Source organism: Streptomyces sp. NPDC093109, from assembly GCF_040701725.1.
In the GTDB taxonomy this organism is placed as follows: Bacteria; Actinomycetota; Actinomycetes; order Streptomycetales; family Streptomycetaceae; genus Streptomyces.
The window spans coordinates 1-17,287 of record NZ_JBFBEZ010000065.1 but is presented as its reverse complement, the minus strand read 5'-3'; the positions used below and the strand labels follow the sequence as shown (position 1 = coordinate 17,287).

13 protein-coding genes and 1 pseudogene are annotated in these 17,287 nt (G+C 71.5%); 10 read left to right on the top strand and 4 right to left on the bottom strand.

Features of this window, described 5'->3' with window-relative positions:
- On the top strand, positions 1-1,632 hold the full coding sequence (gene pruA, locus AB0389_RS35685) for an L-glutamate gamma-semialdehyde dehydrogenase (RefSeq protein WP_366399727.1): 1,632 nt from the start codon (positions 1-3) through the stop codon (positions 1,630-1,632).
- A 373-nt stretch (positions 1,633-2,005) separates the two neighbouring features.
- Positions 2,006-2,149: a hypothetical protein gene (locus tag AB0389_RS35680; RefSeq protein ID WP_366399726.1), complete on the top strand. Its 144-nt coding sequence runs from the start codon at positions 2,006-2,008 to the stop codon at positions 2,147-2,149.
- A gap of 33 nt (positions 2,150-2,182) precedes the next feature.
- Here the strand turns inward: AB0389_RS35680 and AB0389_RS35675 are convergent, their stop codons facing one another.
- A complete protein-coding gene (locus AB0389_RS35675) occupies positions 2,183-3,787 on the bottom strand; it encodes a metallophosphoesterase family protein (protein ID WP_366399725.1) in 1,605 nt (534 codons plus the stop codon).
- 129 nt (positions 3,788-3,916) lie between these two features.
- Here AB0389_RS35675 and AB0389_RS35670 point away from each other — a divergent pair, with 129 nt between their 5' ends.
- The 4 genes from AB0389_RS35670 (at position 3,917) to AB0389_RS35655 (ending at position 9,797) form a co-directional block, all read left to right on the top strand.
- Entirely contained in the window at positions 3,917-4,966 is a 1,050-nt protein-coding gene (locus tag AB0389_RS35670) for a 3-isopropylmalate dehydrogenase (protein ID WP_366399724.1), read from the top strand.
- Positions 4,967-5,231: 265 nt separating this feature from the next.
- Positions 5,232-6,323, top strand: a complete 1,092-nt coding sequence (locus AB0389_RS35665) for a branched-chain amino acid aminotransferase (RefSeq protein ID WP_366399723.1) — start codon at positions 5,232-5,234, stop codon at positions 6,321-6,323.
- A 388-nt stretch (positions 6,324-6,711) separates the two neighbouring features.
- Entirely contained in the window at positions 6,712-8,319 is a 1,608-nt protein-coding gene (gene cimA, locus AB0389_RS35660) for a citramalate synthase (protein WP_366399722.1), read from the top strand.
- A 92-nt stretch (positions 8,320-8,411) separates the two neighbouring features.
- Entirely contained in the window at positions 8,412-9,797 is a 1,386-nt protein-coding gene (locus tag AB0389_RS35655; RefSeq protein ID WP_366399721.1) for a hypothetical protein, read from the top strand.
- Between the two features lie 35 nt (positions 9,798-9,832).
- Here the strand turns inward: AB0389_RS35655 and AB0389_RS35650 are convergent, their stop codons facing one another.
- A complete protein-coding gene (locus AB0389_RS35650) occupies positions 9,833-10,447 on the bottom strand; it encodes a YceI family protein (RefSeq protein WP_366399720.1) in 615 nt (204 codons plus the stop codon).
- A gap of 219 nt (positions 10,448-10,666) precedes the next feature.
- Between AB0389_RS35650 and AB0389_RS35645 the strand changes: the two genes are divergently transcribed.
- Positions 10,667-11,176: a hypothetical protein gene (locus AB0389_RS35645; protein ID WP_366399719.1), complete on the top strand. Its 510-nt coding sequence runs from the start codon at positions 10,667-10,669 to the stop codon at positions 11,174-11,176.
- A 97-nt stretch (positions 11,177-11,273) separates the two neighbouring features.
- Here the strand turns inward: AB0389_RS35645 and AB0389_RS35640 are convergent, their stop codons facing one another.
- Positions 11,274-12,479: a glycoside hydrolase family 64 protein gene (locus AB0389_RS35640; RefSeq protein ID WP_366399718.1), complete on the bottom strand. Its 1,206-nt coding sequence runs from the start codon at positions 12,477-12,479 to the stop codon at positions 11,274-11,276.
- 243 nt (positions 12,480-12,722) lie between these two features.
- Between AB0389_RS35640 and AB0389_RS35635 the strand changes: the two genes are divergently transcribed.
- The 3 genes from AB0389_RS35635 (at position 12,723) to AB0389_RS35625 (ending at position 17,094) form a co-directional block, all read left to right on the top strand.
- Positions 12,723-15,086, top strand: coding sequence for a polysaccharide lyase 8 family protein (locus AB0389_RS35635; RefSeq protein WP_366399717.1), 2,364 nt, complete (start codon positions 12,723-12,725; stop codon positions 15,084-15,086).
- Positions 15,087-15,238: 152 nt separating this feature from the next.
- A complete protein-coding gene (locus AB0389_RS35630; protein ID WP_114662265.1) occupies positions 15,239-16,822 on the top strand; it encodes an acyl-CoA carboxylase subunit beta in 1,584 nt (527 codons plus the stop codon).
- A 56-nt stretch (positions 16,823-16,878) separates the two neighbouring features.
- Positions 16,879-17,094, top strand: coding sequence for an acyl-CoA carboxylase subunit epsilon (locus tag AB0389_RS35625; RefSeq protein WP_366399716.1), 216 nt, complete (start codon positions 16,879-16,881; stop codon positions 17,092-17,094).
- A gap of 91 nt (positions 17,095-17,185) precedes the next feature.
- Here the strand turns inward: AB0389_RS35625 and AB0389_RS35620 are convergent.
- Positions 17,186-17,287 (bottom strand): annotated as a pseudogene (locus AB0389_RS35620) (ATP-binding protein); the annotation flags it as partial.

Below are 17,287 nucleotides of genomic sequence, written 5' to 3'. Positions count from 1 at the left end.
ATGGACGCAGTGACCCAGGTTCCCGCGCCGGTCAACGAGCCGGTGCACGGCTACGCCCCCGGCTCGGCCGAGCGGGGCCGGCTGGAGGCCAAGCTGAAGGAGCTGGCCGAGAACCCCGTCGACCTGCCGATGACCATCGGCGGCGAGAAGCGGATGGGCGGCGGCGCGCGCGTCGATGTCGTCCAGCCGCACAACCACGGCGCCGTGCTCGGCACCTTCGCGGGCGCCACCGAGCAGGACGCGCGGGACGCGGTCGACGCCGCGCTGGCCGCCGCGCCCGCCTGGCGCGCGATGGCCTTCGACGACCGCGCCGCGATCATCCTGCGCGCCGCCGAACTCCTCTCCGGGCCCTGGCGCGAGACGCTGGCCGCCGCGACCATGCTCGGCCAGTCCAAGACCGTCCAGCAGGCCGAGATCGACACCCCGTGCGAACTGGTCGACTTCTGGCGCTTCAACGTCAAGTACGCCCGTGACCTGCTCGCGGAGCAGCCGCCGGCCAACTCGCCCGGAGTCTGGAACCGGCTCGACCACCGGCCGCTCGAAGGCTTCGTCTACGCGATCACCCCGTTCAACTTCACGGCGATCGCGGGCAATCTGCCCACCGCGCCCGCGCTCATGGGCAATGTGGTGGTGTGGAAGCCGTCCCCGACGCAGACCCTCGCCGCCGTCCTGCTGATGCGGGTGCTGGAGGAGGCCGGGCTGCCCAAGGGCGTCATCAACCTGGTGACGGGCGACGGCATCGCCGTCTCCGAGGTGGCCCTGAACCACCCCGAGCTGGCGGGCATCCACTTCACCGGCTCGACCAGGACCTTCCAGCACCTGTGGAAGACGGTCGGCGCCAACATCGAGAAGTACCGCTCCTACCCGCGGATCGTCGGCGAGACCGGCGGCAAGGACTTTGTCGTCGCCCACCCGAGCGCCGACCGCGCCATCCTCAAGACCGCGCTGACCAGGGGCTCCTTCGAGTACCAGGGCCAGAAGTGCTCGGCCTCCTCGCGCGCGTACATCCCCGCGTCGATCTGGCACGACGGTTTCGCGGAGGAGTTCGCGGCCGAGGTCGACGGGATCGCCATGGGCGATGTCACCGATCTGTCGAACTTCATCGGGGCCGTCATCGACGAGCGCGCCTTCGCCAAGAACAAGGCGGCCATCGACCGCGCCGCCGCCGACCCGTCCTGCACCATCGTCGCGGGCGGCACGTACGACGACTCCGTCGGCTACTTCGTCCGCCCGACCGTGATCCTCTGCACGGACCCGTCGAGCGAGGTCTTCACGACCGAGTACTTCGGTCCGATCCTCGCCGTGCACGTCTACGAGGACGCGGCGTACGACACGATGCTGGCCCAGATGGAGTCCGTCTCGGCGTACGCCCTGACCGGCGCCGTCATCGCGAACGACCGCGCCGCCGCGGCCGACACGATGGAGAAGCTGCGCTACGCGGCCGGCAACTTCTACATCAACGACAAGTCGACCGGCGCGGTCGTCGGCCAGCAGCCCTTCGGCGGCGGGCGCGCTTCCGGCACCAACGACAAGGCCGGCGCCCCGCAGAACCTGATGCGCTGGACGCTGACCCGCGCCATCAAGGAGACGCTGGTCCCGCCGACGGACTACCGCTACCCGCACATGGGCTGACCCGGCTTGCCCGGCTGACCCGCCCCCGGGCCGACGGCCCCCCTGATCCCGCCCCCGCACCGGATGGCCCCCGCTTCCGGTGCGGGGGCGGTCCCATGCACGGCGGCGGTCCCATGCACGGCGGCTGAGGTGCGGTCGGAGTGCGGCCGGGCACGCCGTCTCAGATAGTAGGAAGTCCGAGTAATTGTGCAGACAGGGCGCCGCCGCTCGCTTAGCTTGGAATGAGCCGAACGTATCGCTGCATCCAGCGAACGGCGGTCGAGGGCCCGCGCCCCGTACAGGCCACCCCTGTCGCGCCCGCCCCCCGCCCCTTCCGGTATCACGCTGCCGCTGGCGCAGGCGTGTCCCCACTGCCTTGAGGAGCTGATCCACCATGAGCGAGACGACCGTCCGCCGCCGGGTCCGGCACACGACCCCCCGCACCGGCGAGTCCGACCGCAAGAACGCCGCCGCGGCCCTCCAGCGCGCGCTCGACCGCCGCGACAACGGCGGCTCCACGGGCCACGTCAGCGCGTGATCGCCAGACGCGGGACCGCCGGCGCGTGATCGTTCAGCGCGTGATGGTGAACCGGTCGATCCGCCGGCCCGTCTCGGCGAGCGCCGACACCCGCAGCTCCGGACGGTGCCCCGTCGTCACCTCGACGGCGAGGAACGAGAACCCGGTGTAGCGCACGCGCGACCACTCCACACTCTCCGTGGCCTTCGCGCCGCCCGCCTCCCAGTGGTACGAGGGCACGCTCTCCAGGTCGGCGACATGGCCCTCGTAGCTGTCCGGCACCGGGAAGTCGTACAGCGCCTTGCCCGCACCGCCCGCCGTCACGTACACGATGCCGTCCCGTACCGAGCTGACGGACTCGCCCACCGGCACCCGCCGCCCGACCCGGCCGGCGCGCAGCGCGTCCGTCCGTTCGTACACATGGTTGTGGCCGTTCACGACCAGATCGACGCGGTGCTTGTCGAAGAGCGGCACCCACGCGTCGCGCACCCCGCCGTCGGACGCGTGCGCGTTCGTCGTCGAGAAGGCGCAGTGGTGGAAGAAGACCACGATGAAGTCGATGTCCCGGTCGGCGCGGAGCGCGGCCAGCCGCCGGTCCAGCCAGCGCGTCTGGGCGCCGTCCGTGTAGCCGGCGTTGGCGCGGATCTCGTGCGAGACATCGTTGGCGTCCAGCGCCACCACGCCCACATTGCCGTACGTGAACGAGTAGACGCCCGGCGACTTCACCGGGTCGAGCCCGCCGTCCGGCAGCGTCCAGCGCGCGTTCTGCCCGCCGTAACCGTGGGGGGAGTACCACGCCTCCATGTCGTGGTTCCCGGTGGTCACCATCCACGGCACCCGCGCGGCGACCGACTCGGTCTGCGCCAGGAACTGGTCCCACACCCGTGCGTCGTAGACATCGGAAGCCAGCCCCTGGCCGTTGCTGTCCGCGTAGCAGATGTCGCCCGCGTGCAGATGGAAGACCGGGTTCTGGCCCAGGATCACCTGGTCGTTGGCGAGGGCGTCGTACGACACCCCCTGGTCCCCGAAGGCGGTGAAGACGAACGCCTCGGGGCGGGCCGGCGCCGTCCGGAAGCTGCCGACGGTCCCGATCCTGGCGGCGTCCGCCGGGTCGAAACCGTCGTGGCCCACGCCGTAGTAGTACGTGGTGCCCGGACGCAGCCGCTCCAGGGAGGCGTGCAGGTAGTACTGGTCCACGGCGGGCAGCTTCGCCGACAGCGACGGGGTGTGCAGCGGGCGCACCTCCGCCCCGATCTTCCGGCTCAGGTCCCAGGGCTCCGTGCCGACCCGTACGTACGGGTTCCGCACCGGCAGCGGCACCTGCCACGAGATGCTCATCCGGGTCTTCGGGTCCGCGCCGAACGCGAGATGGCGGCCGAACGGCGCGACCAGCGCCCCGTCCACGCGCGAGGCGGCCGACGACGGCAGGAAGCCGGGCACTCCGGCCGGCCGCGCGGTGGTCGCGGAGGAGACGGGGGAGGCCGTGGCCGCGCTGGAGCCGAGCAGGCCGGCGCCCGCCACGGTTCCGGCGGCGAGCGTCCCGGCGCGCAGCAGACCGCGCCGCCCGATCCGGGTCCGCAGATACTCGTGCTGCTCCGGCATGGTCATGCGGGAAGCGAGGGAGTCGGGGATCCCGACCCGGGGAGTGGGAGATTCCATGGCTCCGACCGTGGCACCACCGTGTGGCGCGGGCGTGGAGGCCCGGCGTCCAGTGGGCGACCGAATCGCAATGTGTCCACAGAATGGACGCACCGTGTCATGGGCTGGGACGAGCGGTAGGGTGCCGACATGTCTCGCAGCATCGATCTCGCAGTGATCCCCGGTGACGGTATCGGCCGGGAAGTCGTGGCCCAGGGCCTCAAGGTCCTCAGCGCCGTGCTTCCGCAGGACGTGAAGCTGGAGACCAAGGAGTACGACCTCGGCGCGAGCCGCTGGCACCGTACCGGAGAGACCCTCCCGGACGCGGAGCTGGAGTCCCTCAAGGGGCACGACGCGATCCTGCTCGGCGCGATCGGCGACCCGTCCGTGCCGTCCGGCGTGCTGGAGCGCGGGCTGCTCCTCAAGCTGCGCTTCGCCTTCGACCACTACGTGAACCTGCGTCCGTCGAAGCTCCTCCCCAACACGGAGACCCCGCTGGCCGGGCGCCCCGACATCGACTTCGTCGTCGTCCGCGAGGGCACCGAGGGCCCGTACACCGGCAACGGAGGCTCCCTGCGCACGGGTACGCCCGCCGAGGTGGCCACCGAGGTCAGCATCAATACGGCGTACGGCGTGGAGCGCCTCGTCCGCGACGCGTACGAGCGGGCCAACGCCCGTCCGCGCAAGAAGCTGACGCTGGTCCACAAGAACAACGTCCTCGTCTACGCGGGCCACCTGTGGAAGAACATCTTCGACCGGGTGGGCCAGGAGTACCCCGAGGTCACCACCGACTATCTGCATGTCGACGCCGCGACGATCTTCTTCGTCACGCAGCCCGAGCGCTTCGACGTGATCGTCACCGACAACCTCTTCGGTGACATCCTCACCGACCTGGCCGCCGCCGTGACCGGCGGTATCGGCCTGGCCGCGTCCGCGAACATCAACCCGGACCGCACCTTCCCGTCCATGTTCGAGCCGGTCCACGGCTCGGCCCCGGACATCGCGGGCCAGGGGAAGGCCGACCCCACGGCCACCATCCTCTCCGTCGCCCTGCTGCTGGGACACCTCGGTTTCGACGCCGAGGCCGCCCGGATCGAGGAGGCCGTCGCGGCCGACCTCGCCGAGCGGGACAGCGCGGCGGCCGTCGCCCGCACGACCGACCAGATCGGCGACGCGCTCGCGGTACGCGTAGCGAGCTGACCCGACGACTTCTCATCGCAGCCGCCGGGTCACCAGAACCCGGCGGCTGCGCTGTGCTGTGCGGCCACCGGGTGTACATCCAGCCCCGGACCGCACGCACACCCTCACGCACCCTCGCGGCACCCTCCGCGTCCCGGCCATTTCCGTCGCCGCCCGCCCGGGCGATAATCGGGTTGGGCCCGCACACGGGGATGCTCGGACGTCCTACGAGACGTAGCGGTGTGAGCGCGGTCCGTCACACACAACCGGTGAAGGACGAGTATTCATGAGCACGCCAACCACGATCGAACTGAAGCCCTCCGCCAGCCCGCTGTCCGAAGCGGAGCGCGAGGCGATCCTCGCCGCCCCCGGGTTCGGCCGGTACTTCACCGACCACATGGTGACGATCAGGTGGACCGAGGGGCGCGGCTGGCACGACGCGCAGCTCGTCCCGTACGGCCCGCTGTCGATGGACCCGGCCAATATGACCCTGCACTACGCGCAGGAGATCTTCGAGGGGCTCAAGGCGTACCGCCGCCCCGACGGTACGGTCGCCACGTTCCGCCCCGAGGCCAACGCGGCCCGCTTCCAGCGCTCCGCCCGCCGGATGGCGATGCCCGAGCTGCCCGCCGAGACCTTCATCGCCGCGTGCGACGCGCTCGTCCAGCAGGACAAGGCGTGGGTCCCGGCGCACGGCGGGGAGGAGTCCCTCTATCTGCGCCCGTTCATGATCGCGGCCGAGGTCGGCCTGGGCGTCCGCCCGGCGAACGAGTACCTGTTCCTCGTCATCGCCTCGCCCGCCGGCGCGTACTTCCCCGGCGGCGTCGAGCCGGTCTCCGTCTGGCTCTCGGAGAACCACGTCCGCGCGGTCCCCGGCGGCATCGGCGACGCCAAGACCGGCGGGAACTACGCGGCCTCCCTGCTGGCCCAGGCCGAGGCGGCGGCGGAGGGCTGCGCGCAGGTCGCCTACCTGGACGCGGTGGAGCACCGCTGGGTCGAGGAGCTCGGCGGGATGAACCTGTACTTCGTGTACGGCGACCGCATCGTCACCCCCGAACTGACCGGATCCCTGCTGGCCGGCATCACCCGCGACTCGCTGCTCACCCTGGCCGGCGACCTCGGCTACACCTCCGAGGAGGGCCGGATCTCCAAGGAACAGTGGCGCCGCGACGCGGAGAACGGCACGCTCACCGAGGTCTTCGCCTGCGGTACGGCCGCGGTGATCACCCCCGTCGGCGTCGTCAAGTCGGCGGGCGGGGAGTGGACCCAGTCCGGCGGCGAGCCGGGCGAGGTCACGCTGAGGCTGCGCTCGGCGCTGCTCGACATCCAGACCGGCCGGGGCGCGGACGCCCACGGCTGGATGCACGAGCTGGGCTGACGGACCGCGACCGTACGGAGCCGGGGCGGCCGGGCCCCGGCTCCGGGGCCGGCCGTCCTGAGCCCTCGGCTGTCCTGAGCCCCCGGCCGTGCCGCGCGTATCCGCCGTCCGCCCGTATCGTGAGACGGTTCCCGCAGGTCACGCGAGACGTGCGAAAATCGGCCCGTGCTCTCGTTCGCCATCATTATCGGCAGCAAGCGCGCCGGTCCGCAGTGACCGCCCCGTACCACCCGTACGGCGCGGCCATCGTGCCCCAGACCCGCGCGCAGACCTCTCGCACCCGCGAGGGGTTTTTTCGTTTTCCGGCCCCACCCCGGACGGAAACGGACGGCACGCGATGATGGGGGCAAGTGGAGCCAGACATTCCACTCGACAGGAGCAAACCACCATGACCACAGAGTCCCCGGAGACCGACAGCGGTTTTCATGTCTTCGACACGACGCTGCGCGACGGCGCGCAGCGCGAAGGCATCAACCTCACGGTCGCCGACAAGCTGGCCATCGCCCGGTACCTGGACGACTTCGGCGTGGGCTTCATCGAGGGCGGCTGGCCGGGCGCCAACCCGCGGGACACCGAGTTCTTCGCGCGCGCCCAGCAGGAGATCGACTTCCAGCACGCCCAGCTCGTGGCCTTCGGCTCCACCCGGCGGGCGGGCGGGAGTGCCGCCGAGGACCCGCAGGTGGCGGCACTGGTCGCCTCGGGCGCCCCCGTGGTCACCCTGGTCGCCAAATCGCATGACCGCCATGTCGAGCTGGCCCTGCGCACCACCCTCGAAGAGAACCTGGAGATGGTCCGCGACACCGTCTCCCACCTGCGCGCACAGGGCCGCCGCGTCTTCGTCGACTGCGAGCACTTCTTCGACGGCTACCGCGCCAACCCGGAGTACGCCAAGGCCGTCGTACGGACCGCCACCGAGGCGGGCGCCGAGGTCGTCATCCTCTGCGACACCAACGGCGGCATGCTCCCCGCCCAGATCCAGGCCGTCGTCTCCACGGTCCTGGCCGACACCGGGGCCCGGCTCGGCATCCACGCGCAGGACGACACCGGCTGCGCCGTCGCCAACACCCTCGCCGCCGTCGACGCGGGCGCCACCCATGTCCAGTGCACGGCCAACGGATACGGCGAGCGGGTCGGCAACGCCAACCTCTTCCCCGTCGTCGCCGCCCTGGAGCTGAAGTACGACAAGCGGGTCCTGCCGGCCGGCGCGCTCGCCGAGATGACCCGGATCTCGCACGCCATCGCCGAGATCGTCAACCTCGCGCCCTCCACCCACCAGCCGTACGTCGGGGTCTCGGCCTTCGCCCACAAGGGCGGGCTGCACGCCTCGGCGATCAAGGTCGACCCGGACCTGTACCAGCACATCGACCCCGCGCGGGTCGGCAACAGCATGCGGATGCTCGTCTCCGACATGGCGGGCCGGGCCTCCATCGAGCTGAAGGGCAAGGAGCTGGGCATCGACCTCGGCGACGACCGCGATCTGGTCGGCCGCGTCGTCGCCCGGGTCAAGGAGCGTGAGCTGCGGGGGTACTCGTACGAGGCGGCCGACGCCTCCTTCGAGCTGATGCTCCGTGAGGAGGTTGAGGGCCGGGCGCGCGGCTACTTCCGTACGGAGTCCTGGCGCGCGATCGTCGAGGACCGCCCCGACGGCTCGCACGCCAACGAGGCCACGGTCAAGCTGTGGGCCAAGGGCGAGCGCATCGTCGCGACCGCCGAGGGAAACGGCCCGGTCAACGCCCTGGACAAGGCCATGCGGGTCGGTCTGGAGCGGATCTACCCGCAGCTCGCGAAGCTGGAGCTGGTCGACTACAAGGTCCGCATCCTCGAAGGCAGGCACGGTACGGAGTCCACCACCCGGGTGCTGATCACCACGAGCGACGGCGGCGGGGAGTGGTCCACGGTCGGTGTCGCCGAGAACGTGATCGCGGCGTCCTGGCAGGCGCTGGAGGACGCGTACACGTACGGGCTGCTGCGCGCCGGGGTCGAGCCGGCCGTGTAGGTCCGGGTGCGGCCGTCCGCTCGTCGGCCCGTCCCGGCTTCCGGGCCGTCACTTCTGTTGGCGGCGCCGGGGCGGGCCGGTAGCGTCGGGGTATGAGGTCGAGGCTGGTTTCCACACTGTCCGGGCTGTTTCTCGCCTTCTCCTGCTTCTCGCTCACCGCCGTGGCGGTCGCACCCGCCGCGCGGGCGGCGGACACCGGGCCTGCGGCCGTGGGCGAGGCGCTGAAGAAGGGGCCCGTCTATGTGGACCCACGGGCCGCGTCCCAGCTCCCGGCGGCCGACGCCCGGGCGCTGGCCAAGAAGATCGAGGACGCCGACAAGCCTATTTTCGTGGCCGTCCTGCCCGACACCGCGGAGTTCCCGGCGGACAGCGTCATCCGTACGGTACGGACCCAGACCGGGGTGACGGGCGTGTACGCCGTCCGACTCGGCGACCGCTTCAACGCCAAGGCCGACAGCTCCGTTCTGTCCGCGCGGGCCGTCACCAATCTGGCCGACGCGGTCAGGGCGGGCGGCCAGGTCGACGCCGTGACCGAGCTGAACAACTTCGTTGACCAGGCCCTCCCGCAGACCCGTGGCCACGCGCCCGCCTCCTGGGGCGGCGCGGCGGGCGGGAGCGGCAGCTCCGGCGGCACCGGCGCGCTCATCGCGCTCGGCTCGGTCGCCGTGCTGGGCGGCGCGGGCGCGTACGCGGTGACCCGCCGGAACCGGCGCAGGCGGGCCGAGCGGGACCGGGAGGCCCTCGACACGCTGCGGGTCGTGGTCGACGAGGACATCACCGCGTTCGGCGAGGAGCTGGACCGGCTCGACTTCCACCCGGCCGAGGCCGGCGCCGATGACGCGATGCGCGAGGACTACACGCGGTCCCTCGACGCGTACGAGAAGGCGAAGTCCCTGATGGCCTCGGCCCAACGGCCCGCCGATGTGCGCCCGGTGACCGAGGAGCTGGAGAGCGGCCGGTTCGCGCTGGCCACGCTGGACGCGCGCAGAAAGGGCGCCCCGCTGCCGGAGCGCCGTTCACCCTGCTTCTTCGATCCGCGCCACGGCCCTTCGGTGACCGACGCGGAGTGGGCCCCGCCGGCCGGTGCCCGGCGGACCGTTCCTGTCTGCGCGGCCGACGCGACCCGGCTGTCGGACGGCGAGGATCCGGCGGTCCGTACCGTACGGACGGACGAGGGGCCGCGTCCGTACTACGACGCCGGTCCCGCATACGGACCGTGGGCCGGGGGCTACTTCGGCGGCGGGCTGCTGCCCGGACTGCTGGTGGGCACCATGCTCGGCTCGATGATGGGGACGCCCGCGTACGCGGCGGACTTCGGCGGCGGTGACGCCTCGGGCTTCGGCGGCGACTCCTCGGGAGGCGACTACTCGGGCGGGGACTTCGACCCGGGCGACTTCGGAGGCGGCGGTTTCGGCGGGGGAGGCGGCTTCGACGGCGGTGGTGGCGGTGGCGGCTTCGACGGGGGCGGCGGCTTCTAGGGTCTTTCGTTACCGCCCTGGCTCCGGACCGGGGCTCAGGCGGCCTCGGCGGCCTTCTTGATCGCGGAGATGTCGAAGCTCAGCTTGACCTTGTCGCTGACCATCACGCCACCGGTCTCCAGCGCCGCGTTCCAGGTCAGGCCCCAGTCGGAGCGCAGGATCGTGGCGCTGCCCTCGAAGCCGACGCGCTCGTTGCCGTAGACGTCGGTGGCGGAGCCGTGGAACTCCAGGTCGATCGTGACCGGCTTGGTGACGTCCTTGATCGTGAGGTCGCCGACGAGGCGGTAGGTCTCCGCGTCGAGCTGCTCGACCGAGGTGGAGCGGAAGGTCATCCGGGGGAAGGTGTCGGCGTCGAAGAAGTCGCCGCTGCGCAGATGGGCGTCGCGGTCCGCCACGCCGGTGTCGACGCTGGCGATGGAGACGTCGATGGAGGCCGAGGAGTTCGCGGGGGCCGAGCCGTCGAGGTGCAGGGAGCCCTCGTGGTCGGAGAACGAGCCCCGGACATTGGTGACCATCGCGTGCCGGACGGTGAAGCTGATCGTGCTGTGCGAGGCGTCGATCGTGTAGTCACCGGTCAGCGCGGCCAGCGCCGGGTCCACCTCGTGGTCGGCGGTGGCGGTGGCGCTGTTCTTGCGGCCGAAGAGAGCCATGGTGTTCTCCTGAGGTGATTTGTTGAGGGTTCAAGCGCTGATGGGTCGACGATAGACCCGTCTCGTTCAAAGTTCAACTACATTCACCCGATCGAGTGGCGCCGGGGACGGTGGACGCGCGTAGAGCTGGGCAGAATCCCTGCGTTCGATCAGTTGTCCAGTCAGTGTTCGGCCGATCAGTGTTCAGCCGATTTCCTCGGCAGAAAGAGGATTCCCCCCATGAAGATCCGCTCGGTCCTCAGCGCCTTCGCCCTCCTCGTCGGCGCGCTTCTCGCCCCCGGTTTCGGGGTGCTCGCCTCGGCCACCGACGCCCAGGCCGCCACCAAGATCAGCCATTCCACGGCGACCTCGATGTTCAGCTCGTCCGGGATCACCTGGTCGTCGTCCGGCGGCTGCTCCGACCGGAACAACGCGTCGTGTACGTCGTTCGAGCAGCTCAACATGGACACGGCCAAGGGCGCACAGACCCTCAGGAGCTCCAGCGGCTGCGCCGTCAATCTCACGGGCGGTACGGAGACGGGCCACGCGAGCGGCACGTACTCGCACTGGAACGGCTACAAGCTCGACATGACGAAGTACACCTGCGTCGGCAACTACATCAAGAACACGTTCACCTACATCGGGCTGCGCGGCGACGGCGCCGCGCAGTGGAAGTCCGGCGCCGGGAACGTCTACGCGGACGAGGGCAACCACTGGGACGTGACGTTCTACAACTGCGGCGGCTGCTGAGCCGGTACGGCACCGTCACGCGGCGGTGCCCCGCTCCCCCCACCGGTGGGGTCGGGGGAGCGGGGCACCGGGGCCGCGGCCGGACGCGCGACGCGGGTCAGGAGCCGACGGTCACCGTCCAGCGGCGCGGATTGCCGTCGGCCGCCACGCCCGAGACATCAGGCCGGCCGGTGGGCTGGACGTCGTCGTACGGGAAGGCGTAGCCGATCGGGGTGTTGGCGTGGACGACCCGGGCGAAGTGGTTGGTGACCGGGTCCCGGTAGTAGTCGGCGGCCGTGGCGCCGTTCGGCTGGTCGGCGTGGCTCAGGACCGTCGACCGGTTGAAGGCGGCGGCGAGCCGGGCCAGCAGCGCCTTCTTGTCGTTCGAGTCGGCGGGGTTGTTGGCGAACGGACCGCTGTTGCAGGTGAAGATGTCCGAGGAGGTGGGCTTGGTGAAGGTGTGACCGCCGCTGAAGGTAAGGACATCACCGGTGACCCGGCCGGTGAACACGCCCCGGCCGCCCTGGAGGTCGATCCGCAGATCCGTGGAGCGGTACTTCTCCCAGACCTGGTCGACATAGCGGGTGAAGACGTTCCTGAAGGCGTCGCCGGGCACGTTCTGCGGGGAGATCACGCGCAGCACCCGGCCGTCGCCGCCGCGCAGGACCAGCCGGTCCCACGGGTGGCCGTCGACCGCCGCCTGTGCGACGAGACCGTCCGCGATCCGCTGGAGGGCGCCCTCCGGCAGCTGCGCGACCCTGTGGGTGGTGTCGCCCTCCAGGGTGATACCGATGGGCAGCGCGGTCACCAGGTCGACATAGCTGATGTTGGAGAAGAGCTGGGCGGAGTTGAAGGTGAACTCGCAGAACGACCAGGTGCGGCCGTAGTTGGGGTCCGCCGAGGTGGCGAACGCCGGCTCGACCAGGGCCGGGCCCGGGTTGAGGAAGAAGTCCAGCTTGCCGTCGCGTACGAAGTAGACGCGTGCGCCGAACAGCTGGGGCAGCCTCAGCACCACCGGCGCGCCGCCCGCCGCGTTCAGCGGGATCGCGCAGTCGACGGGCAGCGGGGTCAGGGGCGCGCCCGGGGACTGCGGCCGGTAGACACTGCCGTCAGCGCGCAGCAGCGCCCAGCCGCCGCCGGTGTTGGCGTCATGGCCGGTGATATAGGCATGGACCGTGCCGGGCAACGACTTGTTCTGGAGGGCTATTTCGCAGAACTCCGGCGCTGCGGAGGCGTCGGGGCTGAGCACGCTTCCCCAGACGGGGTAGGTGAGGGTGGTCGCGGCGGCGGTCGCGCCGGTGAGGAGCAGGCGGCGGGATATCACTGAGGATCTCCTGATGCGTGGGGGACGCGGGGCGCGGCGTGTGGGAGGAGGCGCCCCGGCGTTGGCCCCCACTCTCGCGAGGCATGGGGAACCCGTCAAGAGTTGGGCCTGAGAGCGCTCTCAGAGTCGCGGGATGTTCACCCTGTGTCGTCCCAGGGGCGGGGTGGCGGACGTGGTAGACCGGTGAACGGCCCTGTGCGGGCCGGTCGTTGGGGCCGGCCGGGTCCGTCTCCGGAGGTTTCCGTGCCGCTGCCGCCCGCCCGCGCCCTGCACTCCCGCCGCGCGTTCCTCGCCACCGCGCTGGCCGCCGCCGGAGCGGGCGCGCTCGCGCCGGCGTTCCCGTCCGATCCGCCTGATCCGGCCGATCCGTTCGAGGAGTTACGGCTGCGCTGGGTGGACCTCCAGCTCGGCACCGGCTACGACCCGGCCGCCGAGCCCTACGCGTCCCGGCTTGCCGGGACCGGCGAGCAGGCCGGCCGGCTGCTGCGCGCCATGGCCCCGGCGGCCACGTACCTCTGGCCGGACCGCCCCTTCGACCCGCCCTCAGGCATCACCCAGAGCTACGCCCGGCTCTGGACCATGACCCGGGCGTACGCCCGCCCCGGTACCGGGCTCACCGGGGACGGCGCGCTCCTCGCCGCCGTCTTGGCCGGACTCGACCACCTCGCGGCCACCGTCTACCACCCGTCGGCCGATCCGTACGGGAACTGGTGGGAGTGGCGGATCGGCAGCCCGCGCCTCCTCGTGGACATCGCCGCCGTCCTCCACGAGCGCCTCGGCGCCGAGCGGCGGGCCGCCGCGCTCGCCGCCGTCGACCACTTCGTCCCCGACCGGCTGCTCACCGACTACTCCGGCGTCAGCACCGGCGCCAACCGCGTCGACCTCTGCCGCTCGGTCGCCGTGCGCGGTGTCCTCGGCCGGGCGCCCGACCGGATCGCCCTGGCCCGCGACGCCCTCGCGCCGGTCTTCCCGTATGTGACGACGGGCGACGGGCTCTACGCCGACGGTTCGTTCGTCCAGCACACCTGGGTCGCCTACTCCGGCACATACGGCCAGGTCCTGCTGGACGGCCTCGGCCGGCTCCTCACCCTGCTCGCCGGCTCCGGCTGGGCCGTCACCGACCCGGCCCACCGCCTCGTCCTCGACAGTGTCGAGCGCGCGTTCGCCCCGCTGATCTACAACGGGCTGGCCATGGACAGCGTCAGCGGCCGGGCCGTCAGCCGCGGTCTCCTCAGGAGCGACGAAGAGCGGGTCCCGCGCGGTGACCACTTCCACGGCCAGGAGCTGATCGCGGCCATCGCCGTGCTCGCGGGAGCCGCCTCCCCGGCGGCCCGCCCCCGCTGGACCGCGCTGATCAAGGGGTGGATCGAGCGCGACACCGTGTCGCCCGTCCTGACCGCCCGGCAGTTCGACGTCGCCGATCTCGCCCGGCTGCACGCCCTCGCCGCCGCCCCGGTGCCCGCCGCCCCCGAGCCGACCGGCCACACGCTCTTCGCCGCGATGGACAGGGCCGTGCACCGCCGCCCCGGCTGGGCCGTCAACATCGCCATGGCGTCCGAGCGGATCGCGTCGTACGAGTGCGGCAACGGCGAGCATCCGCGCGGCTGGCACACCGGCGCGGGAATGGTCTACTGGTGGCGCGCGGACCGCGGCAACGACCAGTACAGCGACTGGTTCTGGCCCACCGTCGACCCGTACAGGATGCCCGGCACCACGGTCTCCACCCGGCGCCTCGCGGACCGGGCCGGCGGCGAGTGGGGCGAGCCCCGGCCGGCCGTGCGGTGGGTCGGCGGCGCCACCGACGGCGAGTTCGCCGCCGTGGGACAGCACGTCAAGGGGCTCGGCTCCACGCTGGAGGCCCGCAAGTCCTGGTTCTGCGCGGCGGACGCCGTCGTCTGCCTGGGCGCCGGGATCAGCTGTACGGACGGGGTGCCCGTCGAGACGGTCGTCGACAACCGGAACCTGGGCGAACCCGGCGGGCGCGGCGGAGCCGCCTTCACCCTCGACCCCGCGCGGCGCTGGGCCCATCTGGAAGGCCACGGCGGCTGGGTCTTCCCCGACGGCGGCGCGCTGCGGACCCTCTCCGAGGAACGGACGGGCGCCTGGAGCGACATCAACGCCACCAGTTCACCCGAACGGAGTACCCGCCGGTATCGCACGCTCTGGCTGGACCACGGTACGGACCCGGTCGACGCCACGTACAGCTATCTCCTGATGCCCGGCGCCTCCCGCCGGACGCTCGCCGCGCGCGCCGCCGACCGGCGCTGGCTGGAGATCCTCGCCAATACACCCGCCCGGCAGGCCGTCGCCCTCCGCTCGCTCGGCTGCGTCGCCGCGAACTTCTGGCTGGCCGGTACGGCGGGACCGCTCGCCGCGAGCGCCCCGGCGAGCGTCCTCGTCGTGGTGCGCGGCCGGAGCGCCGTCATCGGCGTGAGCGAGCCCGTACGCTCCGGCCGGCCGCTGGAGATCGCCTGGGACCGGCCGGTACGGTCCGTCACGGCCCGGGACCCGTCGGTCGAGGTGCTCGAAGCGGGCCGTACCCTACGGCTGAGGATCACCCCGGGAACCGCCGGCGCCACCCATGGCTGCACGGTGGCCCTGCGCTGAATTTCAGGGGATCCCTACAATCGACGGGGGTGCCGTGCTGTGCACCGGCGCCGCATCCGGCCGGGTTCTGTCCAGCTCCACCAGGAATACCGCCGGGAGACTGTGCGGAGTCGACGGCGCGCATTCCTTGGTGGTGTTCGTAGGGTTGGGACATGACCGTAGTGGACGAGACGCCGAGCGGGCCCGCCGACGCCCGGGGCCGAGTGGCCGAATTGCACGCGCTGCGCGAGGAGGCCCGCCGGGGCCCCAGTGACCGCGCCACCGAGGCTCAGCGGGCGAAGGGCAAGCTCACCGCCCGTGAGCGGATCGAGCTGCTGCTCGACGAGGGATCCTTCAGCGAGGTCGAGCAGCTGCGCAGGCACCGGGCGACCGGGTTCGGCCTGGAGGCGAAGAGGCCGTACACGGACGGTGTGATCACCGGCTGGGGCACGGTCGAGGGCCGCACGGTCTTCGTGTACGCGCACGACTTCCGGATCTTCGGCGGCGCGCTGGGCGAGGCCCACGCCACAAAGATCCACAAGATCATGGACATGGCCATCTCGGCCGGTGCCCCGCTCGTCTCGCTCAACGACGGCGCCGGCGCCCGTATCCAGGAGGGCGTCTCCGCGCTCGCCGGTTACGGCGGCATCTTCCAGCGCAACACCAAGGCGTCCGGAGTCATCCCGCAGATCAGCGTGATGCTCGGCCCGTGCGCCGGCGGCGCGGCCTACAGTCCCGCCCTCACCGACTTCGTCTTCATGGTCCGCGAGACCTCGCAGATGTTCATCACCGGACCCGACGTGGTGAAGGCCGTCACCGGCGAGGAGATCACCCAGAACGGGCTCGGCGGCGCGGACGTGCACGCCGAGACCTCGGGCGTCGCGCACTTCGCGTACGACGACGAGGAGACCTGCATCGCCGAGGTGCGCTACCTCCTGTCGATGCTCCCGCAGAACAACCGCGAGAACCCGCCCACGGTCGTCTCCGAGGACCCGGTGGACCGCCGCTCCGACGTCCTGCTCGACCTCGTACCCGCCGACGGCAACCGCCCGTACGACATGCACAAGGTCATCGAGGAGCTCGTCGACGACGGCGACTACCTGGAGATCCACGAGCGCTGGGCCCGTAACATCATCTGCGCCCTCGCCCGGATCGACGGCCAGGTCATCGGCATCGTCGCCAACCAGCCGCAGTCCCTCGCCGGGGTGCTGGACATCGAGGCATCCGAAAAGGCTGCACGGTTTGTCCAGATGTGCGACGCTTTCAATATCCCGATCGTCACGCTGCTGGACGTACCCGGCTTCCTGCCGGGCGTCGACCAGGAGCACGGCGGGATCATCCGGCACGGCGCCAAGCTGCTGTACGCGTACTGCAACGCCACCGTGCCCCGGATCTCGCTGATCCTGCGCAAGGCATACGGAGGTGCCTACATCGTCATGGACTCCCAGTCCATCGGAGCGGACCTCACCTATGCCTGGCCCACCAACGAGATCGCGGTGATGGGCGCGGAAGGCGCGGCCAACGTCATCTTCCGCAAGCAGATCGCCGAGGCCGAGGACTCCGACGCGATGCGCACCCGCATGGTCAAGGAGTACAAGGCCGAGCTGATGCACCCCTACTACGCGGCCGAACGCGGTCTGGTCGACGACGTCATCGACCCCGTGGAGACCCGCCAGGTGCTCGCCGGCGCGCTCGCGATGCTCCGCACGAAGCACGCCGACCTGCCCTCCCGCAAGCACGGCAACCCGCCGCAGTGACCTCGCGCCCCGCGCACACCCCACCCTCCTCACCCGAAGACGGAGACACGACCGCCATGAGCGACGAGACCCGAGACGAATCCCTGCTCCGCGTCGAGAAGGGCCAGGCCGGCCCCGAGGAACTCGCCGCCATCACCGCCATCCTGATGGCCCGCGCCGCCGGCCGCACCCGCCCGGACGCCACCGCCGCGCACCGCGGCCGGACCACCGCCGGCTGGCGCCGCCTGGAGCGCACCCCCGGTTTCCGCGCGCCGCACAGCTGGCAGGGCTGAGCACCCTCCCGCCCGCCGCGTCACCGACGCACGAAGGCCCCCGCACTCCTGGAGCGCGGGGGCCTTTCACGTTGCGGGGTGCTGCGTACGACTACCGGAGTCGTGCCATGAGGGCGTGTTCGACGAGGGTGATGAGTCCGCTTTTGGCGTCGGCGCGGTGGCGGGCGTCGGTGGTGATGATGGGGGTGTCGGG